The sequence below is a fragment of the Prochlorococcus sp. MIT 1011 genome (assembly GCF_047305235.1).
In the GTDB taxonomy this organism is placed as follows: domain Bacteria; phylum Cyanobacteriota; class Cyanobacteriia; order PCC-6307; family Cyanobiaceae; genus Prochlorococcus_B.
Map to the genome: position 1 here is coordinate 210,348 of NZ_CP138983.1, position 24,871 is coordinate 235,218.

Annotated in this window: 32 protein-coding genes; 20 read left to right on the forward strand and 12 right to left on the reverse strand. The window is 36.5% G+C overall.

All coding sequences use genetic code 11. The features are described from left to right. Positions 1 to 175: 175 nt before the first annotated feature. The 7 genes from rpsL to SIB75_RS01110 all read left to right on the forward strand — a co-directional run bounded on the left by rpsL (position 176) and on the right by SIB75_RS01110 (position 6,590). Positions 176 to 550 carry a 30S ribosomal protein S12 gene (gene rpsL, locus SIB75_RS01080; RefSeq protein ID WP_158467243.1) on the forward strand — a complete coding sequence of 125 codons (375 nt, stop codon included), beginning with the start codon at positions 176 to 178 and terminating at the stop codon, positions 548 to 550. 48 nt (positions 551 to 598) lie between these two features. Further along, a complete protein-coding gene (gene rpsG, locus SIB75_RS01085; protein ID WP_269608916.1) occupies positions 599 to 1,069 on the forward strand; it encodes a 30S ribosomal protein S7 in 471 nt (156 codons plus the stop codon). A gap of 104 nt (positions 1,070 to 1,173) precedes the next feature. Beyond that, positions 1,174 to 3,249: an elongation factor G gene (gene fusA, locus SIB75_RS01090; protein WP_413683609.1), complete on the forward strand. Its 2,076-nt coding sequence runs from the start codon at positions 1,174 to 1,176 to the stop codon at positions 3,247 to 3,249. A 41-nt stretch (positions 3,250 to 3,290) separates the two neighbouring features. Next, complete coding sequence (gene tuf / locus SIB75_RS01095) at positions 3,291 to 4,490, forward strand: elongation factor Tu (RefSeq protein ID WP_413683610.1); 1,200 nt, start codon at positions 3,291 to 3,293, stop codon at positions 4,488 to 4,490. Positions 4,491 to 4,611: 121 nt separating this feature from the next. Then, complete coding sequence (gene rpsJ / locus SIB75_RS01100) at positions 4,612 to 4,932, forward strand: 30S ribosomal protein S10 (RefSeq protein ID WP_413683611.1); 321 nt, start codon at positions 4,612 to 4,614, stop codon at positions 4,930 to 4,932. A 60-nt stretch (positions 4,933 to 4,992) separates the two neighbouring features. Then, complete coding sequence (locus SIB75_RS01105; RefSeq protein ID WP_413683612.1) at positions 4,993 to 5,655, forward strand: LON peptidase substrate-binding domain-containing protein; 663 nt, start codon at positions 4,993 to 4,995, stop codon at positions 5,653 to 5,655. A 2-nt stretch (positions 5,656 to 5,657) separates the two neighbouring features. Continuing rightward, on the forward strand, positions 5,658 to 6,590 hold the full coding sequence (locus SIB75_RS01110) for a methyltransferase domain-containing protein (protein WP_413683613.1): 933 nt from the start codon (positions 5,658 to 5,660) through the stop codon (positions 6,588 to 6,590). Between the two features lies 1 nt (position 6,591). On the opposite strand, the gene pheA is transcribed toward SIB75_RS01110, so the two are convergent. Next, positions 6,592 to 7,422, reverse strand: coding sequence for a prephenate dehydratase (pheA, locus tag SIB75_RS01115; RefSeq protein ID WP_413683614.1), 831 nt, complete (start codon positions 7,420 to 7,422; stop codon positions 6,592 to 6,594). A 56-nt stretch (positions 7,423 to 7,478) separates the two neighbouring features. Here pheA and SIB75_RS01120 point away from each other — a divergent pair, with 56 nt between their 5' ends. After that, complete coding sequence (locus SIB75_RS01120) at positions 7,479 to 7,991, forward strand: DUF1997 domain-containing protein (RefSeq protein ID WP_413389223.1); 513 nt, start codon at positions 7,479 to 7,481, stop codon at positions 7,989 to 7,991. Between the two features lie 14 nt (positions 7,992 to 8,005). Here SIB75_RS01120 and SIB75_RS01125 read toward each other — a convergent pair whose 3' ends face one another. Both SIB75_RS01125 and SIB75_RS01130 read right to left on the reverse strand, forming a co-directional pair. Beyond that, the gene (locus SIB75_RS01125) at positions 8,006 to 8,593 is read right to left on the reverse strand and encodes a ribonuclease HII (protein ID WP_413683615.1); all 588 of its coding nucleotides are present in this window, start codon (positions 8,591 to 8,593) and stop codon (positions 8,006 to 8,008) included. Positions 8,594 to 8,595: 2 nt separating this feature from the next. Then, positions 8,596 to 10,512 carry an Rne/Rng family ribonuclease gene (locus tag SIB75_RS01130; RefSeq protein ID WP_413683616.1) on the reverse strand — a complete coding sequence of 639 codons (1,917 nt, stop codon included), beginning with the start codon at positions 10,510 to 10,512 and terminating at the stop codon, positions 8,596 to 8,598. A gap of 394 nt (positions 10,513 to 10,906) precedes the next feature. Here SIB75_RS01130 and SIB75_RS01135 point away from each other — a divergent pair, with 394 nt between their 5' ends. Genes SIB75_RS01135 through SIB75_RS01145 form a run of 3 tightly spaced genes read left to right on the forward strand, consistent with a single transcriptional unit; the run spans position 10,907 to position 13,395 of the window. After that, positions 10,907 to 12,130 carry an LL-diaminopimelate aminotransferase gene (locus tag SIB75_RS01135; RefSeq protein ID WP_413683617.1) on the forward strand — a complete coding sequence of 408 codons (1,224 nt, stop codon included), beginning with the start codon at positions 10,907 to 10,909 and terminating at the stop codon, positions 12,128 to 12,130. A 57-nt stretch (positions 12,131 to 12,187) separates the two neighbouring features. Further along, positions 12,188 to 12,499 (forward strand): ATP-dependent Clp protease adapter ClpS, encoded by a 312-nt coding sequence (gene clpS, locus SIB75_RS01140; RefSeq protein WP_413684757.1) that lies wholly within the window; start codon positions 12,188 to 12,190, stop codon positions 12,497 to 12,499. Positions 12,500 to 12,543: 44 nt separating this feature from the next. Further along, on the forward strand, positions 12,544 to 13,395 hold the full coding sequence (locus SIB75_RS01145; RefSeq protein WP_413683618.1) for a CPBP family intramembrane glutamic endopeptidase: 852 nt from the start codon (positions 12,544 to 12,546) through the stop codon (positions 13,393 to 13,395). On the opposite strand, the gene SIB75_RS01150 is transcribed toward SIB75_RS01145, so the two are convergent. Then, the gene (locus tag SIB75_RS01150) at positions 13,317 to 14,930 is read right to left on the reverse strand and encodes a photosystem II high light acclimation radical SAM protein (protein ID WP_413683619.1); all 1,614 of its coding nucleotides are present in this window, start codon (positions 14,928 to 14,930) and stop codon (positions 13,317 to 13,319) included. The genes SIB75_RS01145 and SIB75_RS01150 overlap by 79 nt on opposite strands. Before the next feature lie 291 nt (positions 14,931 to 15,221). Here SIB75_RS01150 and SIB75_RS01155 point away from each other — a divergent pair, with 291 nt between their 5' ends. Continuing rightward, on the forward strand, positions 15,222 to 15,740 hold the full coding sequence (locus SIB75_RS01155) for an AbrB family transcriptional regulator (protein WP_413389217.1): 519 nt from the start codon (positions 15,222 to 15,224) through the stop codon (positions 15,738 to 15,740). 50 nt (positions 15,741 to 15,790) lie between these two features. On the opposite strand, the gene SIB75_RS01160 is transcribed toward SIB75_RS01155, so the two are convergent. Both SIB75_RS01160 and rpsU read right to left on the reverse strand, forming a co-directional pair. Next, positions 15,791 to 16,015, reverse strand: coding sequence for a hypothetical protein (locus tag SIB75_RS01160; protein ID WP_413683620.1), 225 nt, complete (start codon positions 16,013 to 16,015; stop codon positions 15,791 to 15,793). A gap of 32 nt (positions 16,016 to 16,047) precedes the next feature. Then, the gene (gene rpsU, locus SIB75_RS01165) at positions 16,048 to 16,224 is read right to left on the reverse strand and encodes a 30S ribosomal protein S21 (protein WP_011295405.1); all 177 of its coding nucleotides are present in this window, start codon (positions 16,222 to 16,224) and stop codon (positions 16,048 to 16,050) included. 195 nt (positions 16,225 to 16,419) lie between these two features. Here rpsU and SIB75_RS01170 point away from each other — a divergent pair, with 195 nt between their 5' ends. The 4 genes from SIB75_RS01170 to SIB75_RS01185 all read left to right on the forward strand — a co-directional run bounded on the left by SIB75_RS01170 (position 16,420) and on the right by SIB75_RS01185 (position 17,688). After that, positions 16,420 to 16,668 (forward strand): RNA recognition motif domain-containing protein, encoded by a 249-nt coding sequence (locus SIB75_RS01170; RefSeq protein WP_011295404.1) that lies wholly within the window; start codon positions 16,420 to 16,422, stop codon positions 16,666 to 16,668. A 166-nt stretch (positions 16,669 to 16,834) separates the two neighbouring features. Then, on the forward strand, positions 16,835 to 17,107 hold the full coding sequence (locus SIB75_RS01175; protein ID WP_413683621.1) for a hypothetical protein: 273 nt from the start codon (positions 16,835 to 16,837) through the stop codon (positions 17,105 to 17,107). Between the two features lie 212 nt (positions 17,108 to 17,319). Beyond that, the gene (locus tag SIB75_RS01180) at positions 17,320 to 17,520 is read left to right on the forward strand and encodes a hypothetical protein (protein WP_413683622.1); all 201 of its coding nucleotides are present in this window, start codon (positions 17,320 to 17,322) and stop codon (positions 17,518 to 17,520) included. A gap of 36 nt (positions 17,521 to 17,556) precedes the next feature. Continuing rightward, positions 17,557 to 17,688, forward strand: a complete 132-nt coding sequence (locus SIB75_RS01185) for a hypothetical protein (protein WP_413683623.1) — start codon at positions 17,557 to 17,559, stop codon at positions 17,686 to 17,688. Positions 17,689 to 17,777: 89 nt separating this feature from the next. Here SIB75_RS01185 and SIB75_RS01190 read toward each other — a convergent pair whose 3' ends face one another. Both SIB75_RS01190 and SIB75_RS01195 read right to left on the reverse strand, forming a co-directional pair. After that, positions 17,778 to 18,788: a porin gene (locus tag SIB75_RS01190; protein WP_413683624.1), complete on the reverse strand. Its 1,011-nt coding sequence runs from the start codon at positions 18,786 to 18,788 to the stop codon at positions 17,778 to 17,780. 259 nt (positions 18,789 to 19,047) lie between these two features. Further along, entirely contained in the window at positions 19,048 to 19,227 is a 180-nt protein-coding gene (locus tag SIB75_RS01195) for a hypothetical protein (protein ID WP_413683625.1), read from the reverse strand. Positions 19,228 to 19,382: 155 nt separating this feature from the next. Between SIB75_RS01195 and SIB75_RS01200 the strand changes: the two genes are divergently transcribed. Next, positions 19,383 to 19,610: a DUF1830 domain-containing protein gene (locus SIB75_RS01200; RefSeq protein ID WP_413683626.1), complete on the forward strand. Its 228-nt coding sequence runs from the start codon at positions 19,383 to 19,385 to the stop codon at positions 19,608 to 19,610. Positions 19,611 to 19,634: 24 nt separating this feature from the next. On the opposite strand, the gene ureC is transcribed toward SIB75_RS01200, so the two are convergent. From ureC to SIB75_RS01220, 4 genes are read right to left on the reverse strand one after another with little or no spacing between them, the layout of a single operon-like run. Beyond that, a complete protein-coding gene (ureC, locus tag SIB75_RS01205; RefSeq protein ID WP_413683627.1) occupies positions 19,635 to 21,344 on the reverse strand; it encodes an urease subunit alpha in 1,710 nt (569 codons plus the stop codon). A gap of 1 nt (position 21,345) precedes the next feature. Beyond that, positions 21,346 to 21,666, reverse strand: coding sequence for an urease subunit beta (locus SIB75_RS01210; protein WP_413683628.1), 321 nt, complete (start codon positions 21,664 to 21,666; stop codon positions 21,346 to 21,348). 8 nt (positions 21,667 to 21,674) lie between these two features. Further along, positions 21,675 to 21,977, reverse strand: coding sequence for an urease subunit gamma (locus tag SIB75_RS01215; protein WP_413683629.1), 303 nt, complete (start codon positions 21,975 to 21,977; stop codon positions 21,675 to 21,677). 49 nt (positions 21,978 to 22,026) lie between these two features. Further along, positions 22,027 to 22,950, reverse strand: a complete 924-nt coding sequence (locus SIB75_RS01220; protein ID WP_413683630.1) for an urease accessory protein UreD — start codon at positions 22,948 to 22,950, stop codon at positions 22,027 to 22,029. A gap of 102 nt (positions 22,951 to 23,052) precedes the next feature. On the opposite strand from SIB75_RS01220, the gene ureE reads away from it, so the two are divergent. From ureE to ureG, 3 genes are read left to right on the forward strand one after another with little or no spacing between them, the layout of a single operon-like run. Further along, positions 23,053 to 23,502: an urease accessory protein UreE gene (ureE, locus tag SIB75_RS01225; protein ID WP_413683631.1), complete on the forward strand. Its 450-nt coding sequence runs from the start codon at positions 23,053 to 23,055 to the stop codon at positions 23,500 to 23,502. Between the two features lie 12 nt (positions 23,503 to 23,514). After that, positions 23,515 to 24,186, forward strand: a complete 672-nt coding sequence (locus SIB75_RS01230) for an urease accessory protein UreF (protein WP_413683632.1) — start codon at positions 23,515 to 23,517, stop codon at positions 24,184 to 24,186. After that, positions 24,186 to 24,803, forward strand: a complete 618-nt coding sequence (gene ureG / locus SIB75_RS01235) for an urease accessory protein UreG (protein WP_413683633.1) — start codon at positions 24,186 to 24,188, stop codon at positions 24,801 to 24,803. Before SIB75_RS01230 ends, ureG begins: the two co-directional genes overlap by 1 nt. Positions 24,804 to 24,871: the final 68 nt, after the last annotated feature.

Below are 24,871 nucleotides of genomic sequence, written 5' to 3' on the forward strand. Positions count from 1 at the left end.
CATTTTGTGAAGTAAGAAGTTTTTTATTCAATACTTTCTTGAAAATTATTTGTACTTATGCTTAAACCTGAATAAAAATAAAATATTAATTGAAAAAAACTATGAATTTGGGTAGTTGACCAAGTAATCTGAAGAATTGTTGAATCTGGTCGTACTTAGACCAAATATTAAATTAATGCCAACCATTCAACAGTTGATAAGAACAGAGCGAAAGACTCTTAAAACAAAGACAAAATCTCCTGCTTTGCGAGGGTGTCCCGAAAGGAGGGGAGTATGTACAAGGGTCTACACCTCAACTCCCAAAAAACCTAACTCAGCACTCAGAAAAGTCGCTCGTGTAAGATTAACCTCTGGCTTTGAAGTGACTGCATACATAGGTGGTATCGGACATAATCTTCAAGAACACTCAGTTGTTTTGTTGAGAGGCGGGAGAGTGAAAGATCTTCCAGGAGTTAGATATCACATAGTTAGAGGAACCCTTGATACTGCTGGTGTGAAGGATCGTAAGCAGTCAAGATCTAAATATGGAGCTAAATCTCCTAAAGAATAAAAACCTACTTTGATTTGTTGAATTTTAACCTTTATACAATTTAATTTCATGTCAAGAAGAAACGCTGCAGAAAAAAGACCTGTTCTCCCTGATCCACAGTTTAATAATCGTTTGGCGAGTATGATGGTTCATCGGTTGATGAAACATGGGAAGAAATCGACAGCTCAAAAAATCCTTTCAGATGCTTTTGGTTTGATCAATGAAAGAACTGGCTCAGATCCGATTGAGCTATTCGAAACGGCAGTGAAAAATGTCACACCTCTTGTTGAAGTAAGAGCGAGAAGAGTCGGTGGTGCCACATATCAGGTCCCTATGGAGGTACGTCAGGAAAGAGGCACTGCGATGGCTCTAAGATGGTTGGTAAATTTCTCAAGATCAAGAAATGGTAGAAGCATGGCTCAAAAGCTTGCTGGGGAACTTATGGATGCTGCTAATGAGGCTGGAAACGCAGTGAGAAAGAGGGAAGAGACACATAAAATGGCTGAAGCGAATAAAGCTTTTGCACATTACCGTTACTGATTTTTTCAAATATTTCTATTCAATTTCAAAAAATATTTCGTTTTTTGCATGCTGAGTTGTAGAGTCCACCAGCATTTTAAAGCCCTTTAGTCGGAGAATTTTCTGTGGCACGCGCCTTTCCTTTGGAACGAGTAAGAAATATTGGGATTGCTGCACATATTGATGCTGGTAAAACCACTTGTACCGAGAGAATTCTTTTCTACTCGGGGGTTGTACACAAAATGGGAGAGGTCCATGATGGGGCCGCAGTTACTGACTGGATGGCCCAAGAGAGAGAAAGAGGAATAACCATAACAGCGGCAGCAATCTCAACTACATGGGATGATCACCGAATCAATATCATTGACACGCCAGGACACGTTGATTTCACTATTGAAGTCGAGCGTTCGATGAGAGTCCTTGATGGTGTTATTGCTGTTTTCTGTGCTGTTGGTGGTGTTCAACCCCAATCCGAGACGGTTTGGCGACAAGCTGATAGGTATTCGGTCCCAAGGATGGTTTTTGTTAACAAAATGGATAGAACAGGGGCTGATTTTCTAAAGGTCCATGACCAAATTAAAGATAGATTAAAAGCTAATGCAGTCCCAATTCAATTACCAATTGGAGCGGAAAATGACCTTAAAGGTATTATTGATCTTGTAGGTAATAAAGCATATATCTATAAAGATGATTTAGGGAAAGATATTGAAGAAACTGAGGTTCCCGCAGATATGGTTGAGTTGGTTTCCGATTGGCGCTCAAAACTAATGGAGTCCATAGCTGAAACTGATGAGGAATTACTGGACGCATTTCTAGAAAATGGTGAGTTAACTGTTGATCAATTGAAGTCTGGAATTAGAGAAGGTGTTCTCAAGCATGGATTAGTTCCAATGTTATGTGGTTCAGCTTTTAAGAATAAAGGTGTTCAGTTACTTCTTGACGCTGTAGTTAATTATCTCCCCGCCCCAGTTGATGTACCTCCGATTCAAGGTTTGCTTCCAAATGGGAAAGAAGCTGTAAGGCCCTCAGATGATAGTGCTCCATTTAGTGCGCTTGCATTCAAAGTAATGGCAGACCCATACGGGAAATTGACTTTTGTTCGTATGTATTCTGGAGTCCTTGAGAAAGGAAGTTATGTACTCAATTCAACCAAGGATGCAAAAGAGAGAATATCAAGATTAATTATTTTAAAAGCTGATGACCGTGAAGAGGTAGATGAGCTAAGGGCGGGAGATCTCGGAGCTGTATTGGGACTTAAAAATACAACCACCGGAGATACTTTATGTGCTTCTGATGAGGCAATTGTATTAGAAACTCTCTTTATACCTGAACCTGTTATCTCAGTTGCTGTTGAGCCAAAGACCAAAGGCGATATGGAAAAGCTTGGGAAAGCTTTAACTTCACTTTCCGAGGAAGACCCAACATTCAGAGTAAGTACTGATCAAGAAACGAATCAAACTGTCATTGCAGGAATGGGTGAACTCCACCTTGAGATTCTCGTTGACCGTATGTTGAGAGAATTCAAGGTGGAGGCAAATATTGGAGCACCTCAAGTTTCTTATCGGGAAACTATTAGAGCAAGTTCTTCTGGAGAAGGAAAGTTTGCAAGGCAAACAGGTGGTAAAGGTCAATATGGACATGTCGTTATCGAAGTTGAGCCAGGTGAGCCAGGAACTGGTTTTGAATTTGTCAATAAAATTGTAGGTGGATCAGTTCCAAAAGAATATATAAAACCTGCGGAATCTGGGATGAAGGAAACCTGCGAATCTGGAGTGATTGCAGGCTATCCTCTTATTGATGTCAAAGTCACTTTGGTTGATGGCTCTTATCATGATGTTGATTCATCAGAGATGGCCTTCAAAATTGCTGGCTCAATGGCTTTCAAAGATGGAATCAAGAAGTGCAAGCCTGTCCTTCTGGAACCTATGATGAAAGTTGAGGTAGAAGTCCCAGAGGACTTCCTAGGCTCTATAATTGGAGATCTGTCCTCTAGACGAGGTCAGGTCGAAGGTCAGTCCATCGATGATGGACAATCCAAAGTCCAGGCAAAAGTGCCATTAGCCGAAATGTTTGGCTATGCCACTCAACTCCGATCAATGACTCAAGGTCGGGGTATATTTTCAATGGAGTTCAGCACCTACGAGGAGGTTCCTCGTAATGTTGCTGAAGCAATTATCTCCAAGAATCAGGGCAATTCCTGATCTCTAAAATTTACTAACCATCCCCCGATTCTTTAAAAAAAATGGCTCGCGAGAAGTTTGAGAGGAACAAACCTCACGTCAACATAGGTACTATTGGCCACGTTGACCATGGTAAAACGACCCTTACTGCTGCAATTACAAAGGTTTTAGCCAAGAAGGGCCAAGCAAAAGAACAAGATTATGCAGATATTGATGGTGCTCCTGAAGAGCGAGAGCGTGGAATCACAATCAATACTGCGCACGTTGAATACGAAACTGACGGTAGGCATTACGCTCACGTTGATTGCCCAGGTCACGCCGATTATGTAAAAAACATGATCACAGGGGCTGCACAAATGGATGGTGCAATTCTTGTTGTAGCTGCTACAGATGGAGCAATGGCTCAAACAAAAGAACATATCCTTTTGGCTAAGCAAGTTGGCGTTCCAGCATTGGTAGTTGCACTTAACAAATGTGACATGGTCGATGATGAAGAAATGATCGAGCTTGTTGAAATGGAGATTAGAGAACTTCTTACAAGTTATGACTTCCCTGGTGATGATATCCCTGTTATTCAAGTTTCAGGATTGAAAGCTATAGAGGGCGAAACTGATTGGGAGTCAAAAATAGATGAATTAATGACAGCTGTTGACTCCTCAATCCCCGAGCCAGAGCGTGAAGTTGATAAGCCATTTTTGATGGCAGTTGAAGACGTTTTCTCAATTACTGGTCGTGGAACAGTTGCAACTGGTCGAATTGAAAGAGGAAAAGTAACTGTCGGAGAGGAGGTTGAAATTGTAGGAATCAGAGATACAAGACTCACAACAGTTACTGGTGTTGAGATGTTTAGAAAGCTTCTTGACGAAGGGATGGCAGGAGATAACGTTGGTCTCCTATTACGTGGTGTTCAGAAAGAAGATATTGAAAGAGGAATGGTTCTTGTTAAAAAAGGATCGATCACGCCTCATACTAAATTCGAGGGTGAGGTCTATGTATTGAAAAAAGAAGAGGGTGGTCGTCATACCCCTTTCTTTGCTGGTTATCGTCCTCAGTTCTATATCCGTACCACAGACGTAACAGGTCAAATTACAGCATTCACATCTGATGATGGCAGTAATGTTGAAATGGTAATGCCTGGGGACAGAATAAAAATGACAGGAGAATTGATTGCTCCTGTAGCGATAGAACAAGGAATGAGATTCGCAATTCGTGAAGGTGGACGTACTATTGGCGCAGGAGTTGTTTCTAAAATTATTGAGTGATGATTCCAGAGGATGACTTGTAATTTATTCAGGTCATCCTCTAGATTGAATAACCTAATGAACTAATCAGTTCATATTTAATAGAACCTTGAAAATCTAATTAGCTTTTGGTAACGCCATTATGTCAACTGCAATTGCACAGCAAAAAATACGTATCCGCCTAAAGGCTTTTGATAGAAGGATGCTTGATTTATCTTGCGATAAGATAATTGAGACTGCAGATACTACAGCTGCTTCAGCAATAGGGCCTATTCCCCTTCCTACTAAAAGAAAAATTTATTGTGTTCTCCGATCCCCTCATGTTGATAAAGATTCAAGAGAGCATTTTGAGACAAGAACACATATGAGAATTATTGATATTTATAGCCCTTCAGCAAAGACTATTGACGCTTTAATGAAGTTGGATCTACCAAGCGGAGTTGATATAGAAGTTAAGCTCTAGATCTTTTTCTCTCAAACACGAGATTGATTATCTAGGATAGGTTTAATTAGGAATACCCATTTGAGCGAACTTTCAGTTAGGGAGCTACCACTTTTCCCATTGCCTGAGGTTGTGCTTTTTCCTCAGGAGTACTTGCCTCTTCATATTTTTGAAACTCGATACAGGGTCATGCTTCAATCTGTGTTGAAATCAGATAGCCGTTTTGGAGTTGTTAGATGGGATCCAATTGCAAAAAAAATGGCTGATGTTGGGTGTTGCGCTGAGATCATTAAGCATCAAACTTCACAAGATGGTAGAAGTAATATTGTGACTATTGGACAGCAAAGATTTCGAATCCTAGAAATTATTAGCGAAACTCCTTTCATTAACGCTTTAGTGAGTTGGGTTGATGATGATCAAATCTCAGATCAGAAAAAACTATTAGAACTCAAGAACTCCGTCGCTATCGCTCTTAGAGATGTAGTTTCGCTTACTTCAAAATTAACTGATTCAGAGAAAGAACTCCCTGATTCTTTGCCTGATATCCCCAGAGAATTGTCTTTTTGGATAGCTGCCCATCTTGGCGGTCCAGTAGCAAATGAACAGCAAAATTTATTAGAGTTAACAAATACATATCAACGATTGGAAAGAGAATATGAACTTCTTGATCACACAAGAAGGCAACTGGCTGCAAGAACAGCTTTAAAAGATACTTTTTCAAGCGCTGATCCAGCCAGTAATTAATTATGCAATGGATATTAATTTTTATATTTAGTTCTTTCTTTTTATTCTTTTTAAGTACTCAATGGCTTAGGAAAAGTCGCAAATATGAGTCTGTTAATAGTGTTGCATCCTCATATGACTCCTGGACTAATGATCGTTTATTAGAAAATCTTTGGGGGGATCATATTCATCTTGGTTTTTATGAAAAACCAAGAATAAAAAAAGATTTTAGAAAAGCAAAGGTTGATTTTGTTCATGAATTAGTTCGTTGGAGTGGTTTGGATAAATTACCAAAAGGATCAAGGATATTAGATGTAGGATGTGGAATAGGCGGAAGTTCCAGAATATTATCTAATGATTATGGATTTGATGTCATTGGTATTTCTATAAGTCAAGAACAAATTAAAAGAGCAAATGAACTAACAACTAATAGTGACTTATGCCGTTTTGAGGTAATGAATGCTCTTGACTTAAAGTTTGACAAAGGCAGCTTTGACGGCGTTTGGAGTGTTGAAGCTGGACCTCATATTTTTGATAAACAAACTTTTGCAGATGAAATGCTAAGAGTCCTCAGACCTGGTGGTATTTTGGCAATCGCAGATTGGAATCAAAGAGATTCAATAAAGAATCCATTCGATTTTTTGGAAAAGTTCGTTATGAATCAACTATTAATTCAATGGACGCATCCTGAATTTTCAAGTATTGAAGGATTTAAAAAAAATTTATTAAATAGTCCTTATTGTGGAGGCTCTGTAGAGACTTCTAATTGGACAAAATACACAATTCAATCTTGGAATGAGTCAATATATGAAGGTTTAAGAAGACCTTCAGCTATCTTGAAATTAGGACTTAGATCTTTATTTAAGGCATTTAGAGAAATCCCAACGATATTAATGATGAGATGGTCTTTTTCAAGAGGTTTGATGGAATTTGGAGTTTTTAAATCAAGAGGATAAATCAATCTACTTCTGAACCGAAATAACATCCAAAATTAATTATTTGATTACAAAGTGGAGATAACTCTTCAGTAATTTTTTCAAATTCTTTTTTATTATCATGGTTTAAATCAAGATCTATAAAAAAGACATATTCGCCTAGTTCCCTTTTAGAGGGACGAGATTCAATTCTACTCATATTCAGTCCAAGATTTGCGATGCAATTCAATGCTTTAAGTAATGCACCTGGACTATTTGACTTAAGAGAAAAGGCCATACTAGCCTTGTTTCCATCTACTTTAACGTTCTTCTTTCCAAGAAGAATGAATCTAGTGCAATTGCCTTCAATATCATTAATTGGATAAGCAAGAATATTTAGTTCCTCACTTGCATCTTTGGAGCCTATCGCTGCTCGAAATGAACTTCCCTTAACCATTCTTATCGCTTCTGCGGTTGAATTGGTTGGTAAATGAACTGCATTTGGGATATTGTCATTTAGCCACTGGCTGCATTGCGCTATTGCTTGAGGATGAGAAAGGACCTCTGAAATGGTTGATATCGATCCGCTGCTCATTAATGAGTGTTTGATGGGGAGTACTAGGGCTCTATGAATAAATAGATTTTTATGTCTCCACAGAGAATCTAAGGTTGTGGTAACGCCACCTTCTACGGAATTTTCAATTGGTACTACGGCTGCTTCACAAAGATTGTTTGCAAGATTATCGACTACGGATCTTAACCCTTTGCATGGAGAGAACTGTGGAGAATCAAGCTCTTCTAAGGCTGCCAGGGCTTTTGCGGCCTTCTCAGCGTATGTTCCTTTAGGTCCAAGGTAGGCCACTCGAATTGACATTAGATAAAAAAAAAGGGGTAAATGCCGATAAGATCAAACTGAGCAAGTTTTTGATAATGGCTCTTGCCTTTACTGCACGACAAAAAATTGATCTAGTTGTTCAAGAAAATGAGGAGCAACTACCTGATTATCTCCTACAACAGGAAAGAGTTGTAGGAGCAATGCTTGATCCAAAAAAATTAACTCCTTTGGGTTCAGGTAGATTTAAGTACGAAGTCACAAGTTTTAAGGTTTTTCAACTTCAGATAAATCCAGTGGTATCAATAGGTGTCGAAAATACTGATAGGAAAATCAGAATGTATGTGACAGAAAGTCACTTGGATGGTTTGGGATTTGTTGAAGATTTTGATTTAACTTTAGATGCAATTCTGGAGGCAAAACCATCAGGTCTTGAAGGTGAAGCGCTTTTAGGTGTAACGGTCAGCCAGCCTCAGCTATTGAGATTAATTCCTCCTAAAATGCTCGAATCCACTGGGCAATCAATATTAAATGGAATATTGTTGGGAATTAAGGGCAGAGTTGAAAAGCAGCTAATTGTTGACTTTAATAACTGGTGCAAAGAAAATTAGTGACAAAATAAATGTCAATCAATTTTAAGTTTTGAGAGAAAACTTTTTCGGTGGAGTCTTGTTGCACCTTCTTTGAGTAAGTTTGTTCTATGGATTTCAGTCCCATAACCCTTGTTTTTTTCTAGTCCATAAAGACTGTATAAGGTAGCAAGTCGTTTAATTAATTCATCTCTTGCTTCTTTTGCTAAAACGCTGGCAGCGGCAATTGAAGGGAAGTGACCCTCGCCCCGAACTTGTGTTTTTTGTTTTCCTGACCACGAGCGAATGGGTAATATTCCGTCTACGAGAATTAAATCTGGTGGAAAAGAAAATTTTTCTAATGCTCTTATCATTGCTTTTTCAGTAGCCTCTCGGATACCGATTCTGTCAATTTCTCTTGCTGAAGCCTGGCCTAATGACCAAGCTATTGAGTTTTCTTTTATTAAAGGAACTAATTTATATCTTTTGCGTTGGCTTAATTTTTTGCTGTCCTTCAAACCTTGAGATAAAAGTTTTGATTCGTTAGTTTTGCTTAATATGACAGCTCCTGCGAAGACAGGGCCAAATAAACAACCTTTTCCTACTTCGTCAACGCCTGCAATCAGATGTTTATGAGTATTCATGGTTAAGAAGAAGCTGATGATCTTCTTCTTTTCCTTCTTGGATCCTCATTAACTTCTTGTGATTCATTAGAACTTAATTCATTCTTTTCATCTGTTGAAATATTATCAGCACTAATTAATTCATTTGTTTCGATATCTAAATCTACATTAATATCTTTTTCTTGGGGATTTTCTTTCCCTTCAGAAGTGGTTGAAATTTGCTCAACAGGGTTGTTATTTTTAAGACGAATTATATCTTTATTATTTTTAGTATTGGAAATATCAATTTTTTGTTGTTGATTATCATCGGGAATTTTATTTTTTTCTTCTCCTTCAACCTCCTCAACTCCAGGAAGAATTATATTAACGGTATAGTTTTTATATAGTGGAGGTTCATCTAAAATTAAAATTGGATCAAATCCCATTGAACTATATACCATTTTTTCATTCTCATTCATATTTATATTTATTATTTTACTCTCTTGCTTTTTATTATTATTCTCCTTATTAATATCTTCTGCGATTATCTCTGTGGAATTAGATTTTGAATAATCTATAGATGATTTTTTTTCTTCATTGAATAAGTTAGTATCTAAATCTTTTGTTTTATTTATACGTTTCTTTGTAATATTATTCTCTTGTAAAGATTGGACATGTTCTCCTGAGATTAAAGTTGAATTGATTACACCAGCTTCAGAAGAAGTTGTTGGATTTATATCTTGAATAGTGATATTTGTAAGATTACTTTCGCCTTGTGAATTAGTAGAATTTTTCCCAAATAGTTCATATATATTTTGACCTTGTCTTTTTCTCGTTAGCTCTACAAGTCCAAGCTCTGTTAGCGAAGCAATTTGTGGCCGAGCTGAGTCTCCATTAATAGCTGATGTGAAATGTTCTAATAATTGAAGTTGATCTCTTCTTGTATCCATATCTATAAAATCAATAATAATTACCCCACCAATATTTCTTAATTTCAATTGTCTTGCTATTTCTATAGCTGCTTCACAATTAGTCCACAAAACTGTTTCTCTGGAATTTGCAGATCTTGTAAATGAGCCTGAGTTTACATCGATAACCGTCAATGCCTCTGTTGGCTCTATTATTATGTATCCACCAGAGGGTAGATCTACTCTGGGCTTTAGAGCATCATTAATTGCAGAAATGACTCTATATTTTTCTAATATATTTTGTGAATCACTATGTAATTCTATTGTCAATTCTTTACTATCCTTGCCAAGGAAATTTTTAACTCGACCAATTGCTTCAGTATTATCTACAACAATCTGAGTTACATTTTGCCCCATATTGTCTCTAAGAATTCTATGAATAAAGTCCTCATCTCTATTTAAAAGAATTGGCGGAGTGCAACCATCAGATGCTTGTTGAATAAGCTCCCAATGTTTAAGAAGATTTTCAAGATCATCAATCAGAAATTCTTCAGAAATATCTTCTGCTTCTGTCCTAATTAAAAGCCCAGTACTTGGAGGCTTAACCAATACACCTAATGCTCTAAGTCGATTTCTTTCACTCTCTGTGCTTATTCTTCTAGAAATATTTACACCTTGCCCATAAGGTTGGAGTACAAGATATCTCCCTGGGAGAGCTATGTTTCCAGTTAACCTAGGTCCTTTTGACCCAGTGGGCTCTTTCATTACTTGAACCAAAACCTTTTGCCTTGGTTCGAGCAACTCTGTTATTCCTGTAGTTGCCTTTTTTAATCTAAGTGGACCTAAATCATTGACATGAATAAAACCATTTTTTTCGCTTTCTCCAATATTGACAAAAGCAGCATCTATTCCTGGAAGAACATTTTCAACTGTACCTAAGAAAATATCTCCGATTTGGTAGCTACCTTGAGCCACGATTAATTCATCTATTCTCTCATCAGTGAGCAGAGCGGCAATGCGCAAATACTCAGCAATGACAATTTGCTGGGGCATATACAATGTTGAGCTTTTTCAAGCTATAAAAAATTGACTAGCAGAAAAACTGCAGATAGAACTGTGGGAAATTTTTAACGCCAAACAAACTTAAAGAGATTTTTGAATACTGTTCGGAATGTGAATTAAATATAATCCGATTGAAACCGATGGAGTTGTCAACGTTTAATCTAGGCGTCCCTTTAAGAAAAACTGACGTTAATTAAGAACACTAAGGGCTTAAACCCTTTTCTTAGTTCAAATTCATATTAACACAAGATCAATTTTGAGTTAATGCTTTCAATCTGAGTTCTTAAAAAAATTAGTTCTTAATTATGGAATCATCTATTTTGAAGATTTTAAGGTGTTTAAGGGATTATCCTTAAATTAAATCTTAGCGTTTAGCGATTTTCCAGTGGTACAAGTTAATGCTGATTACCTGAAATTGAAAGCAGGCTATCTTTTTCCAGAGATTTCTAGAAGAATTAAAGACTTTAACTCTAAGAATCCAAATACTGATTTGATCCGTCTAGGAATAGGTGATGTTACTGAGCCTCTACCGTTGGCTTGTCGAGAAGCCATGAAAGCAGCTATTGAAGAAATGGGAACAGCAGAAAGCTTCAAGGGCTATGGTCCAGAGCAGGGGTACAAATGGCTTCGCGAAAGTATCTCTAAAAATGATTATTCATCTCGTGGTTGCGAGATCTCAGCAGAAGAAATCTTTGTTTCAGATGGCTCCAAATGCGATAGCAGCAATATTTTAGATATTCTTGGAAAGGATAATAAAATAGCCGTAACTGATCCCGTTTATCCTGTATACGTGGATACCAATGTCATGACGGGAAGGACAGGAGAAGCAAACTTAAAAGGAGAATATCAAGGTTTAAGTTATATCCCAATTAATTCAGAGAATGGATTTGAGGCAGCAATTCCAAAAGAAAAATTTGATTTGATTTACCTTTGTTTCCCTAACAATCCAACTGGGGCTGTAGCAACTAGAGAGCAATTAGTTGCTTGGGTTCAATATGCAAACGAAAATGATTCTTTGATTTTATTTGATGCTGCTTATGAGGCTTTTATTAAAGATGATTCGATTCCTCATTCGATTTTTGAAATTGAGGGAGCTAGAGATTGTGCCATTGAGTTTCGCTCTTTTTCAAAAAATGCAGGCTTCACTGGAACAAGATGTGCATTTACTGTTATTCCAAAGTCTTTAAAAGGTAAAGCAGGTAAGGAAGAAGTTGATTTATGGTCCTTATGGAATCGTCGACAAAGTACTAAATTTAATGGGGTCAGTTATGTAGTTCAAAGAGGAGCGGAAGCTGTTTATTCTGAAGAAGGGAAAATGCAAGTCAAAAAATTAGTAAGTTTTTATATGGATAATGCTCAAATAATCAAAGCTAATTTGACTTCTGCGGGATTTGAGGTGTTTGGTGCGATCAATGCCCCTTATGCATGGATAAAAACACCGAATAACCTAAGCTCATGGGACTTCTTTGATTTCTTGCTTGAAAACGCAAATGTCGTTGGTACGCCAGGGAGTGGCTTTGGGGCAGCGGGAGAAGGTTATTTTCGATTGTCCGCCTTCAACAGTAGAGAAAATGTTGAAAAAGCGATGCAAAGGATTGTAAAACTTTGATGCTCGTTCATGGTAAGTTCCTTATTAAAAAGTGCTATTCGTCTTGGCAGTTTAATTATGGTTGATTCTGCAAATAAAACTGATGGAGATACTGCTGTTATTGATCGGGAAGTTCAGCGAGTTAGAAAAATATCACCCAAATATAAGGTTTTACTACATAATGATCCAGTTAATACGATGGATTATGTAGTTGAAACTTTAAGGCAGGTGGTTCCACAATTAAGTGAACAGGATGCTTTGAATATTATGTTGGAAACGCATAACAATGGAATCGGACTTGTTATAACATGTGACTTAGAACCTGCTGAATTTTATTCTGAATCTTTAAAGGCAAAAGGACTAACAAGTTCTATAGAATTAGAAAGCTGAAATTATCAATTAACAGGTTTTGGAATAGATGGTTGCATCAAAAGATGCAATGGATACCAACAATTACTCTTTTTTTGTTTTTATATCCTGCAGGATGGTTTATTAGTCAATTTTTTTATTTATTTAACCGAGATATTAGTTCCAATAATTTAAGTATTATAGGAACCATAATTACATTCATATTGTTTCTAATTCTTTTGCCTAGTTGGGGAAGAATTAGATGGAAAACTAATAATCTATGGCTATATATTGGGTTAGATTTTAAAAATACAGTTCAATCATTAAAACTATTTTTTGGTGGGTTTATATTTTCAGTTTTTCTTATAATTATACTTTTTATTTTTTTTCTTTTATCTGGCTGGATTGATAGAGTTGACTATATCAAATTCATTCAATTGTTAAACGCAATATTGTTAATAGTGGGTATTGTTTTTGCTGAAGAGATGATTTTTAGAGGATGGTTAATGGAAGAAATGGTTCTTTTGGTTGGTATGCGAAGAGGAATGATTTTTCAATCTGCAATTTTCAGTCTTGCCCATTACCGATCTGATCTTAGTTTATCAGCTTTAATTCTTTTCTTGACTGGTCTGTTTTTGTTTGGAATAGTTCTCACTTTTAGAAGAATTATTGATAAAGGGTCTTTATGGGGATGTATAGGTTTGCACGGTGGATTGGTTGGTATTTGGTATCTTTTTGATTCTGGAATGGTAAGTTTTTCTATTGATACCCCTTATTTTTTATTAGGACCAAGCAGAAATATGGTGAATCCAATTGGTAGCGTTATTGGAATAATAATTTTGCTAATTACTATATTTTTTCAACGAAGACTTTTTGCAAGAACGGGTCGATTTTTAGCCTCGACAGTTAATGCTTCGTCTAAAGATGAAACTCCATAATCTCTTTCTAATAAGTTCATAACTGTTCTGCCGAAATCATTTGGATTTGTATCAAAGGCCTCTAAGCAAACTCTTCCAAATTCCTTTCCCATGGGCTCAGGATTCCAGAGGAGTTTTCTAGCAGTCCAAGGCATTAAACTCATTGGATTATAACCAGGATTTAATAAACCCTTTTTCAGTCCATACTCTTCTAGCAAAGTGTGAGGTTGAAGTCCTATAAAAAATATTGAAGGCTCAACGATATCAGCTCCAAAAATCTTCTCTAATTCTCTATGGTAAGCAACTGTTTGTCTTATTGTTTCTGGACGCTCATCTATAACATTAAATGAATAATTGACTGAAACCTGTGCCTTGAATCCTGCTTTTGCTAGAAGTTCGCAATTTTTTAAAACTGTTTTTAAGTTGTATCCCATTCTCATTTTTCTAACAAGTTCTTGAGATCCAGAAGTAATTCCAATCTCGAAATAGCTCATACCTGTTCTAACCATTAATTCGGCTAACTCTTCATCTAAATTGTCAGCTCGTATGTATGCAGCCCAATGAATATCATGCAATCCTTCGTCATATATAGCCTGAAGAATATCTTTAGCGTTTTGAATGTGTCCTCTAGAGGGTATGAATTGAGCATCCGTAAACCAAAAGCCTCGAACACCAAGATTGTACAATTGTTTGATTTCTTTAATAACCTCACTTACAGGATTAATTCTTACTTTTTTACCTTCAATAACTGTGTAAATACAATAACAACAATTATGCGGACAGCCTCTTTTGGTTTGTACTCCGATATAAAAGTCCCCACCATCTAGATACCATTTAAATTCAGGCCAAATAGATTGAATATATCCATAGTCGCATGCAGTTTTAAGTATATTATTTGGTTTTTCATGAATCAATTTTTCTCTAGGTGACTCACCAACAATAAAACATCTCTCATCATTTATTGATTCACCTCTTATTAATTTCTCTATTAATAGTTCTCCTTCTCCTAAGGAAATAATAGTACCTTTAGGAAGTGAATTTTTTAATTGATTGTAGAATACACTAACAGCACCTCCCCCTAATATTGCATTAGCTTTTGAATTATATTTCTTTGCATATTTTAATCCTTTTCTAATTAATTTTTGGTTTCTCCATATCTCTCCATAATGACTTTTCAATAACTGGAATCCACCTAAAGCACCACGAATTTTTTTAAGAGGATTGCGAGCATAAAAAACTTCAAATGAATTTTGTAATGGATTTCCACCTCTTCCATCTACAGGGGCATAAATTTGTATATCTCTCCATGAAAAAATTAGGAGTGTAGGTTTAAAACTTTCAATGCTACTTATTAATATTCTTTCGACATCTAAAATTGGCAATGAAGCTAAATCTAGAATTGATTGTTCAATTTTTGGAAAGCATTTATGAACATGGTCAGCTAAATAAATTGGTCCAATAGGGAAAATAGGATTGCAAGGCAGTCTGACATATAAGATCTTAGCCTCTGCTTGAGGTCTAAGCACTTTTAATTCAGATGTCAAATTTGCTTTCATCAGAACATCTATTGCTAACAAAAATGATCAATTAGAAATAAACACTAACAATTTGTGGACCTTTTTGATTGGAAATTAGATGAATATTCAAAAGGAAGAAAACTAAAGTCCATTGCAAATCCAGTCAAAACTTAGTTATAGAGGTCATTTTTATATTTTTTGCAACTAGTAAGATGACAATCTAATTGAAAGATAAAGTTTTTATAAAGGCTTTTTTAAATTGATATTGAACAATTGATTTAAAAAACAAAAAATAGATCAGACTAAAGCCATCGCTTTAATGATTGGATTATGAATTCTGCAATGACTTTGATCATATACATTTTCAGTGGTGCTGCTCTTGGGAGTTTGATGCTGCTTAGTGGTATTCCTGCTGCTCCTCTTTTAGGCTCGATTTTGGCTGCGGGATGCCTAAGTATAAGTGGCCAATTTGAACCTGCGCAATGGCCTATAGGCACCAAAACTTTGCTTGGAATTGGAGTAGGTACTGTTATTGGTACGGGTATTAATCGAGATACTCTCACAGAGTTACAAACTCTTTGGAAGCCAGCTATTTTAATTACTTTTACTTTAATTTTTACAGGCCTCTTGGTTGGAGCCCTGGTAGTCCGTTTGTTTGGAATTGATCCATTAATAGCTTTGCTAGGATCTGCTCCTGGAGGGACTCTTGGTATGAGCCTGGTTGGAGCAGAACTTGGGGTAGGAGCTGCAGTTGCAGCAATTCATGCATTTAGATTGATAGCTGTTTTGTTAATCACGCCAGCTGTTGTTAAGTATTTAGCTCCTTTTGTTAGCGTGAATATGAACTAGCAATTTAGTAATCGAAAGTCAAAAAAATATTCATTATGTGGCTGTTAAATTTATAAAATTTTCCAATTAGCATTATCAGGTATCTTAGGTCCTATAGATTTATCAGGTGGCTCTGTAGTGCTTATTCGCCAGTCTGGAACTCTACATTGTACATATCCTGGGTTTTGAATAAGGACGCCTGAGTTGTCATCCTTTTTATATGTAAATCCTCCCTTCCATGAGCCTCCTTCTTTGAGTGAGCCTTTGAACCAAACCCAACAGTTTTCTCTTTCCATTTGATTGAACTAGTAAGAGAATGAAATTGTATTTATCTTCTTCTGCTTCTGCGTCTTTGTTGCAATTTGCGCTTATATTTTTCAACTGGAGTTTCATGATGACGCAGGCGCTTTAATTCTCCAAAGATGCCAGCTTTGGAAACTTGACGCTTAAAGCGGCGAAGTGCTGATTCAATGCCTTCGTTTTCTCCAACAGTTACTTGAGTCAAAAAGATAAAAAATGCTATCAGATAATTTTACAGGACGATAAAGCATATTTTTGTTTTGTCCTTTTTGGGAGAAAAAGATCTAGAATATTTGTTGAATTATCCAAATAGCTTTCTTCAAGTTTTGCTCATTAGCCAAATTATTGAGGTTTTCCCCTTTTCGGACCATTCATTATTATTTCATAGGTCCGTTATCCAATGACTATTTACATAGGGAACCTCTCATTTGATGCTGAGGTTGAAGATATTGTTGGCGTTTTTAGCAGTTATGGTGAAGTCACTAATTGTAAGCTCCCATTAGAAAGGGAAACTGGAAGAAAAAGAGGTTTCGCTTTTGTTGATATGGGCGATGATGCTCAAGAACAAAAAGCAATCGATGATCTTCAAGATGTTGAATGGATGGGGAGAGCTATCAGGGTTACAAAAGCTAGACCTAAAAACAATTAATTAGATTAAAAATAATTTTTCATACCTCTGACAGTAAAACTGTCTGTAACTCGATAAATTATATTTTTTGAATTTTAATTAATTTTAGATTTCAGTCTATTAGCGAATTAAGCATTTTCTAAAATTAATGCTGTAATGATAAGAAGTTCAGAGCAATGCCTTTTTAATGCTTTACTCAACAATTCCTTTTTCAACAATCACATTTGGCGGATTTAATCCTTTAGCTGCAATTGCAGGATTGGTTATCTTTTTTCAGATCTCTCAAATTTATTATTATGGATTACCTGAGAATGAACCAACAGTTGAGCTTTCTGAAACTGGTTCATATAAATATCTTCAAAAACAATTTATTGGTGTTCAAGTAGTAACTGCCCTTATCGCTGCTTCTGTCATGCTTGCGGGTCCTGATAAGATATTTTTCCCTTTTAAATATTTTTAAGATAAAAATATAGATAAAATTGATTTTTAGGTTATAAAGGCAGCTAATTTAGCTGCCTTTATTCTTCATGAGAAATTCAATTTGAATAAATAACAAATTTTTAGAAATAATTTTAGATAGTGATTTTTTTTGATTGGATTATTTTCGTCTGAGAATCATCACTTTGTTCATGACGAACATCAATCTATTGATTTGGTGTTTTTAATAGTTTAGTGAAATTATTTTTTATGGAATTAAATCAAAATAATACTGATAAATCTCAAGACATTATTAATAAAAACGAAAAGGTAATTCCAATTCAAGCAATTCAGAATCGTAATTATCTGTATCCTGATGGACATCGTATGACCCATCAAATGAGATGGTTCAAAGGCAGTCGTGACAGGGGTTTGAAATCTGATATTGCAGCATGAGAAACAATATAAATTAATTATTTTTTATAAAATCACATGAGAAAGATTAAAATTAACAAACAAAATAATCCTGATCCCTATGAAGATTTTGTGAGATTGGAGAAGCTTGATGCTTATGAAGCGCAAATCAAATGTACTTCTAAAAATAATAATAAATCTATTAAATAATATTATTGTTTATTAAAATTTATTTTTCTATTTATCAAAAAAAAGCCTCCTATTTCAATAGGAGGCTTTGTAAATTTAACTTGTAAGTCTTAGAAGCTGAAATAAGTTTCAGCAACTACACCAGTGTCGTCATCACCAGTACTTGTATCTTCTACTGTGAAGAATCCAGCTGTTACAGAGACATAATCATTAAGTCCGTAGCTGTAAGAAACTTCAAATCCTGTTGAATCTTCGGAATCACTACCGTCAATATCAGTTGAATTGTATGCAGCACTTAATGTTCCAGGACCAACTTCGTAGTCAATGCCAACGAACAAATCAGTTGCATCTGCACCAGTTTCTGGATCATTTGTGTCATAAGCAACGCTAATTGTTGCAGGGATTGACTCAGGGCTGTAGTAGATACCACCACCAAATGTGTCGTATCCAGTTGTTCCACCTTCACCGTCGTTAGAAGCAATTACTAGACCGCCACCAAAGCCGTCGCCGTCATAGCCAAGAGTGAAAGTTGAAACATCATCAGCATCATCAGAATTGATACCTGTGGTTGCATCAGTACCACCAACTGAAACGAAGCTAACAGAAGCAACTACGCCGTTGTCGTTGGAGTACGCAACACCAACACCAGGACCAGTTTCGCTACCAGCTAACGAATAAGGCATACTGCCTAGTCTGAAAGCGTCTGAGTAAGCAGAAGTAGTTGCAGCAACAACATCATCCTGATCAACCAAAGGACCAGCAGTTACTTCTAGATCGCCAACAGGGAATGCATAAAATAAAGAATGCAGTGTAATAGCACCAGTGCCACCTACTGAGCTATCCATGCTTGCCAATGGACCACTGGCATTACCAGTTTCCATGCCCATGTAAAGCATGTCTTCACCAGTAAAACTGGAAGTTACATCCAGTCCATATCCATATTGCATATAGAGCTCTTCTTCTGTATCAGTTGTTCCACCGTCGGCAACAGAACCAACAGTGAAAACAGCACCACCAGAAAGAGATGTAGTTGATGAGAATGCAGTATCTGCATTCACTGCAATAGGAGCCATTAGGCCCAAAGCAGCAGGGGCTACCAGCAAACGCTGAAAAAACTTCATTGTGTCCTCACACAAATTAAGATCAAACATATCTTCCTAATTAACAATTCAATACGATGTATTGAGAGATACATTCCTAGAAACTATCGCGTATCGGCGAATACATTTCTAAACTTCATCAAGATTTTTTATTGTCGAACTTGGCAAAAAATAGTGGCTTATGGTTTTTGAATCATTAACTATCTTTTATTTTGATGAGAATTGAAAATCATGTCTTTTGCAGTTTTGTTAATTAATACTTGAAATTAAATTTTAATTTCTAATCATTATCTATTGAGCTTGCTTCAGGCCCTAAAGAAGAATTAACCCATCCTGATACAACTGAAGAAACATTTGACAATTTATTAAGATAAATCCTCTCTTCTAAGGTAACTGACTGATTGTTTTCTATTCGGTTAAGTATTTCTTTTATTTTAATTCTTGTTGTAGTAGAAAACATAATCTTTTTATTTTTTTTAACTAAATGCTCAAGAAGAAGTCGTTCATGCTGAACTATTTTGGAATTATTTTATACTTTAAACTTTATCTTTGGTATAAAAAATTACAAATACTTTTTTATTATTTTGTTTTAATTTCGTCAAATAATTGTTCGTCATGGTCGATTTCTCTTATAGAAACATCACCTCAAGCATGGTCATATTGAAATGTATTGGACCAGATAGATTTTTTTTAGAAAGAGCTATTTTCCCCCAAGAAGTTTTTTCATCAGTGGCACCAGAAGGCTCGCAGCTGGAAATTTGGGGGATAGAGTCTTATGGGCCAAATTTAGAACAACGTCTCAGAGTTTCTGCTTCTATGAAAGAAGATCCAATTGCGGCTTAGTCCATTAGTTATTTAATTATTTATTCAAAGCAATAGATATCTTTGTGCAAGTGGTAATGATTCCGCTGGTTCACAAGTCAAAAGCTCTCCGTTCGCAAACACTTCATATGTTTGAGGGTCAACTTCTATTTTCGGTCTTGCATTATTTAGTTTCATTGATTGTTTAGATATCTTTCTTGTGTCTTTAACTGCAGCATAAGAACGTTCTAATTTGAGTCGTTCTGGTACACCATTGTCTATCGCGGCCTCACTTAAGAAAGTAAGGCAAGTAGGATTTATTGCCTTTCCAAAGGTAGAAAACATCGGGCGACCATGCACTGGTTGAGGGGTAGGAATAGAGGCATTTGCATCTCCCATTTGAGCCCATGCGATAGAGCCTCCCTTGATTACTAAGTCAGGTTTGATTCCAAAAAACCCTGGCTTCCATAGTACTAAGTCGGCTAGTTTTCCAACTTCTATCGACCCAACATGACCGCTGATTCCATGAGCGATCGCTGGATTAATAGTTACCTTTGATATATACCTTTTCAGGCGATGATTATCATTCCTTTTATTATCTTCTGGTAATGATCCTCTTTGAACTTTCATTTTATGGGCAGTTTGAAAAGTTCGACTAATAACTTCTCCAACTCTTCCCATGGCTTGAGAGTCACTCGCAATAATAGAAAAGGCTCCTAAATCATGCAGGATGTCTTCAGCAGCAATAGTTTCACGACGTATTCTTGATTCAGCAAATGCAACATCCTCAGGAATTTTAGGATCCAAATGATGGCAAACCATCAGCATGTCTAAATGCTCTTCAAGAGTATTTAGAGTGAAGGGTCTGGTCGGATTTGTACTGCTAGGGATCACATTAGATTCCCCGCAAATTTTTATAATGTCAGGAGCATGACCACCGCCAGCTCCTTCTGTATGGAAGGTATGAATTGTTCTTCCTTTTATTGCCCGAATTGTATCTTCAACAAAACCAGCTTCATTTAGGGTATCTGTATGAATACAAACTTGTACGTCTAGTTGGTCTGCGACACTGAGGCAAGAATCAATACAAGCTGGAGTCGTTCCCCAGTCTTCATGAAGTTTTAATCCACAAGCTCCTGCTCTTACTTGTTCTTCTAGCGCTGCTTTATTAGTCGCATTGCCTTTCCCAAAGAATCCCAAATTAACAGGAAAACCCTCCGCGGATTGCAGCATCCTTGAGATGTGAAATGCTCCTGGCGTACATGTAGTTGCATTAGTACCAGTTGCTGGACCTGTCCCTCCTCCAAGCATTGTGGTAACCCCACTAGCTAAAGCCGTTTCTATTTGTTGTGGACAGATAAAATGAATATGACTATCAATAGCTCCTGCAGTGATAATAGTTCCTTCTCCAGCGATTGCTTCTGTACTAGCTCCTACAATAATGTTGACACCTTCTTGAGTATCAGGATTGCCAGCTTTTCCGATACCTGAGATCTTCCCGTCTTTAATACCAATATCTGCTTTAACAATTCCCCACCAATCCAGGATAAGTGCATTTGTAATAACAGTATCTACTACTCCATTGTCTCTGCTTTGTTGTGATTGTCCCATTCCATCACGAATAACTTTACCACCACCAAATTTAACTTCGTCTCCATAGTGAGTATGATCTTGTTCAACTTCGAGTATTAAGTCTGTATCTGCAAGTCTAATGCGATCGCCTTTAGTAGGACCATAAGTCTCTGCATAGGCTTGGCGAGAAATTTTGAAAGGCATTTTATTGTTGAAGTGAATCGTTTATAAGTCCGTTGAACCCAAAAATTTTACGATCTCCTGCATAAGGAACAAGATTAACTTTTCTTTGATCACCTGGCTCAAATCTGATAGCAGTACCAGCTGGGATGTCTAATCTTTTGCCGAGAGCTTTTTGACGCTCAAATTCTAGACCTTGATTTGACTCGAAGAAATGATAATGAGAGCCAATTTGTATTGGCCTATCGGAGGTGTTAGCGACTAGTAGAGTTGTGATTTCTCTTCCTTTGTTGAGTTCAATAAAACCATCTTCTGGAATAAGTTCTCCAGGAATTAAATAAGACATAATTGTAGTTAGCTAATTGGATTGTGAAGTGTTACAAGCTTCGTTCCATCGGGGAAAACAGCCTCTATTTGAACTTCATGGATGAGTTCGGGCACGCCTTCCATGACTTGTTCTTTGGTTAGCCATGTAGTTCCTTCGTTCATTAAGGTTGAGACACTCTTGCCATCTCTAGCACCTTCAAGTACTTGAAAGCTAAGCCAAGCAACAGCTTCAGGATGATTTAATTTCAAACCTCTTTTTAATCTTCGCTCTGCTAAAAGAGCAGCGGTAACTACAAGTAATTTGTCTTTTTCTTGAGGGCTTAGGTACATTTTTTAATAGTTAGAAGTTCATTTTACTAGCAAAGAAATGCTTAAAAGTTCATGATGGACATTTTATGTCTGTTGATGGATTTTCTTGCATTGGCCAAATCCTCATGTATTGAGGCATGCTTAATTTTCTTAAACTTCTAGTAAGTCTCCAAATTCTATAAAACCAAAATCGAGCTGATTGTGTTGATGAGCCTGTGTATCTTGCTGATATGCCATTTTTAAGAAGGCTACAAGTCATAAATCCCTCAAGTGCATCTCTTTGTTGTCGGCAGTTGACTAATAAATCAGACAAATCTTTTTGTTTGATTTCTTTAGGTGTTATCCAAGTTAAAGATCCAAATACTGGTTGCTTTTCTAAGCCATGAATGGACTTTAGAGCGTCTCCGGCTAGTTCTAAGCGATCACTAAATTCATAATGCTTTCCTTCAGTATTCTCCCTAAAGATTTCCAAAGATGATCTCCATACTCCACTACCAAGTTCTTCTCCCGCAGCAGTCCTTCCCAAGCGAACCAAATCAACACATAAAAAGCTCGATGAAGGATCAAGATTAACAGTCATATTTTGTTCGAAAAGACCTCCCTGATAGACAATTAATTCTTGAGGGATCCATTCAAAGTCAGAATTTCTTTCAATTTGAAAAAAACATTTTTGATTTGCCCATCTTCCTTGCGGATTTAGTTTTGATCTACCTCTGCTTCCATAAACTTTTTGAGCTGCTACCGAAGAACAAATAGCACTGCTATTTTCTTCAGCATTTATATTTATTGTGAGTTGGTCACCTCCAACAATTCCACCAGCACTATGGAGAATTGGTATTTCGCATCTCCCATCTTTTTTATCATTGAAAACCTTCATTAATTTTAATGGAGCAGTGCATTTTGCTTGATGAATTGTTTTGACAATATCTCTATTGTTAGACTTTGGCTTCTTGTAAAGCCTTAGATCACAAGTTCCATGCCATTGAGAGGTCATTAAATAGATTTATCGTTTTTGTTTAATTGGTTTTGAGAAAATAATAAATTTCTGATCTGGTAGACATGATCTATAAAATTGAAATCTATAAAGAATTGAAGCTTGTCTCACGAATTAATCTATCTCACTAAGAGAATTAGTGCTCAAGTCATTGGACAATGCCTCTTACTTCCTTTGTCTGCAAAAGAGAGGACTCAGCTTAGGGGCAAACGATCAACTTTAGATGGAACTGATGTGATGTTAAATTTGCCTAGAGGAGGAGGCCGCTTGATCCCTGGAGAGGTATTGAAAAGTGAGAATTCACAAATTTTTGTAAGCATAGAGGCTGCTCATGAAGATGTAATAAGAATTAGCTCAGAAAATAGATTGAAATTGTTAAAAGCTGCTTATCATTTAGGCAATAGACATGTTGAGATTGAGTTGCACGATAAAGAGTTATATTTACTCAATGATGTAGTTATGAAAAAGATGTTAGAAGGCCAAGGCTTTTCAATAGAAACTTTTCAAAGACCTTTTTCTCCTGAGATAGGTGCTTACGAGTATGAGGATTGATTAATTCAGTTTATGAAACTTGAGCTTTTACAATTAATGAGCCCATCATTACCAATTGGCGCCTTTAGTTACTCAGAAGGGTTAGAATGGCTTGTTCAAAATAAAAAAGTGTATGACGAGACGACACTTTTCAATTGGATTGAAAGTGAACTTTCTCGAGGTCAAATAACAATTGAGGCCAGCTCAATTTCGCACTTAATGAGAGATTTAGCGAATTGGAGTGATCATACAGATGTTCAATATAAGTTAATTATTGAAGAGTGGAATTCTTGGCTTGGTTCATTAAGAGATTCTCCGGAGGTTAGATCTCAACAAAAACAAATGGGCGAATCTTTACTACAGCTGTTAATTGATCTGGATCATCCTCTTCCTGATCATGAAAAGAAATTGATATGGCCTATAGCTTGGGCTTGGGCTGGAGTATGCTTGGACATAACTCAAATTGATATGGTGGAGGGTTATTTATATAGCTGGGTAGCCAATCAATTAAGTGCGGCATTAAGGCTATTGTCATTAGGGCCAACAAAAGCTCAAAAGCTTCAAAAGAAATCTCTAGTACTTATTAAGTCTCAAGCAAGTTACTTATTGGAACAGAATCCTAAAGAAATTTGGGTTAGCGATGTAGGAGCTATTATGGCACAACAGTCGCATGTAGAACTTTATTCAAGATTATTTAGAAGCTAATGGAAAGTAAATTAAGAGTTGGAATAGCTGGTCCAGTTGGATCTGGTAAAACGGCTATCATTCAGAGACTATGTGAAAACCTTAAAGATCAATTAGAGATCGCCGTAGTAACAAATGATATCTATACTCAAGAAGATGCGAAATTTTTGACTAATTCAAAGGCTTTAGCACCAGAACGAATCAAAGGAGTGGAAACTGGAGGATGCCCACATACAGCGATAAGGGAAGATTGCTCTATAAACCGTATTGCGGTTGAAGAGCTAGAGCATAAATTTACAACTTTAGATTTAGTATTTGTTGAAAGTGGTGGAGATAATCTTGCTGCAAGTTTTAGCCCTGAGTTAGTTGACATATGTATATATATTATTGATGTCGCGGCAGGGGATAAGATACCCAGGAAAGGTGGACCAGGCATAACACGTTCGGATTTATTAGTGATCAATAAGATTGACCTCGCTGAAATGGTTGGCGCAAGCTTGAAAATAATGGAGAGGGATACTTTATTAATGCGGGAGAATCTTCCCTGGTGCTTTACCAATACAAAAACAGGGGAAGGGATAGAAATAATTGAAGAGTTTTTGTGTAATCAGATACCTTCTGATCGTCAAAAGGTATGAACGAATACTGAAATGCATCTTCGTTTACTGAAATAGCTAAAACAGTTTCATTTGCTACAAAAAGATGG

What these genes read in the sequence shown, in the direction of transcription:
- SIB75_RS01210 (WP_413683628.1), bottom strand. Translation starts at nt 21,666, where the DNA reads ATGTCTTATTTAATTCCTGGAGAACTTATTCCAGAAGATGGTTTTATT.
- ureG (WP_413683633.1), top strand. Translation starts at nt 24,186, where the DNA reads ATGGAAAGTAAATTAAGAGTTGGAATAGCTGGTCCAGTTGGATCTGGT.
- SIB75_RS01120 (WP_413389223.1), top strand. Translation starts at nt 7,479, where the DNA reads ATGGCTCTTGCCTTTACTGCACGACAAAAAATTGATCTAGTTGTTCAA.
- rpsL (WP_158467243.1), top strand. Translation starts at nt 176, where the DNA reads ATGCCAACCATTCAACAGTTGATAAGAACAGAGCGAAAGACTCTTAAA.
- pheA (WP_413683614.1), bottom strand. Translation starts at nt 7,422, where the DNA reads ATGTCAATTCGAGTGGCCTACCTTGGACCTAAAGGAACATACGCTGAG.
- SIB75_RS01175 (WP_413683621.1), top strand. Translation starts at nt 16,835, where the DNA reads ATGCTTTACTCAACAATTCCTTTTTCAACAATCACATTTGGCGGATTT.
- rpsJ (WP_413683611.1), top strand. Translation starts at nt 4,612, where the DNA reads ATGTCAACTGCAATTGCACAGCAAAAAATACGTATCCGCCTAAAGGCT.
- SIB75_RS01160 (WP_413683620.1), bottom strand. Translation starts at nt 16,015, where the DNA reads ATGGAAAGAGAAAACTGTTGGGTTTGGTTCAAAGGCTCACTCAAAGAA.
- SIB75_RS01215 (WP_413683629.1), bottom strand. Translation starts at nt 21,977, where the DNA reads ATGTACCTAAGCCCTCAAGAAAAAGACAAATTACTTGTAGTTACCGCT.
- SIB75_RS01130 (WP_413683616.1), bottom strand. Translation starts at nt 10,512, where the DNA reads ATGCCCCAGCAAATTGTCATTGCTGAGTATTTGCGCATTGCCGCTCTG.
- SIB75_RS01145 (WP_413683618.1), top strand. Translation starts at nt 12,544, where the DNA reads ATGCAATGGATACCAACAATTACTCTTTTTTTGTTTTTATATCCTGCA.
- SIB75_RS01200 (WP_413683626.1), top strand. Translation starts at nt 19,383, where the DNA reads ATGGTCGATTTCTCTTATAGAAACATCACCTCAAGCATGGTCATATTG.
- SIB75_RS01110 (WP_413683613.1), top strand. Translation starts at nt 5,658, where the DNA reads ATGCAATGGATATTAATTTTTATATTTAGTTCTTTCTTTTTATTCTTT.
- ureC (WP_413683627.1), bottom strand. Translation starts at nt 21,344, where the DNA reads ATGCCTTTCAAAATTTCTCGCCAAGCCTATGCAGAGACTTATGGTCCT.
- tuf (WP_413683610.1), top strand. Translation starts at nt 3,291, where the DNA reads ATGGCTCGCGAGAAGTTTGAGAGGAACAAACCTCACGTCAACATAGGT.
- clpS (WP_413684757.1), top strand. Translation starts at nt 12,188, where the DNA reads ATGGTTGATTCTGCAAATAAAACTGATGGAGATACTGCTGTTATTGAT.
- rpsG (WP_269608916.1), top strand. Translation starts at nt 599, where the DNA reads ATGTCAAGAAGAAACGCTGCAGAAAAAAGACCTGTTCTCCCTGATCCA.
- SIB75_RS01185 (WP_413683623.1), top strand. Translation starts at nt 17,557, where the DNA reads ATGAGAAAGATTAAAATTAACAAACAAAATAATCCTGATCCCTATGAA.
- SIB75_RS01150 (WP_413683619.1), bottom strand. Translation starts at nt 14,930, where the DNA reads ATGAAAGCAAATTTGACATCTGAATTAAAAGTGCTTAGACCTCAAGCA.
- SIB75_RS01125 (WP_413683615.1), bottom strand. Translation starts at nt 8,593, where the DNA reads ATGAATACTCATAAACATCTGATTGCAGGCGTTGACGAAGTAGGAAAA.
- SIB75_RS01220 (WP_413683630.1), bottom strand. Translation starts at nt 22,950, where the DNA reads ATGACCTCTCAATGGCATGGAACTTGTGATCTAAGGCTTTACAAGAAG.
- SIB75_RS01170 (WP_011295404.1), top strand. Translation starts at nt 16,420, where the DNA reads ATGACTATTTACATAGGGAACCTCTCATTTGATGCTGAGGTTGAAGAT.
- SIB75_RS01155 (WP_413389217.1), top strand. Translation starts at nt 15,222, where the DNA reads ATGAATTCTGCAATGACTTTGATCATATACATTTTCAGTGGTGCTGCT.
- SIB75_RS01195 (WP_413683625.1), bottom strand. Translation starts at nt 19,227, where the DNA reads ATGTTTTCTACTACAACAAGAATTAAAATAAAAGAAATACTTAACCGA.
- SIB75_RS01190 (WP_413683624.1), bottom strand. Translation starts at nt 18,788, where the DNA reads ATGAAGTTTTTTCAGCGTTTGCTGGTAGCCCCTGCTGCTTTGGGCCTA.
- SIB75_RS01230 (WP_413683632.1), top strand. Translation starts at nt 23,515, where the DNA reads ATGAAACTTGAGCTTTTACAATTAATGAGCCCATCATTACCAATTGGC.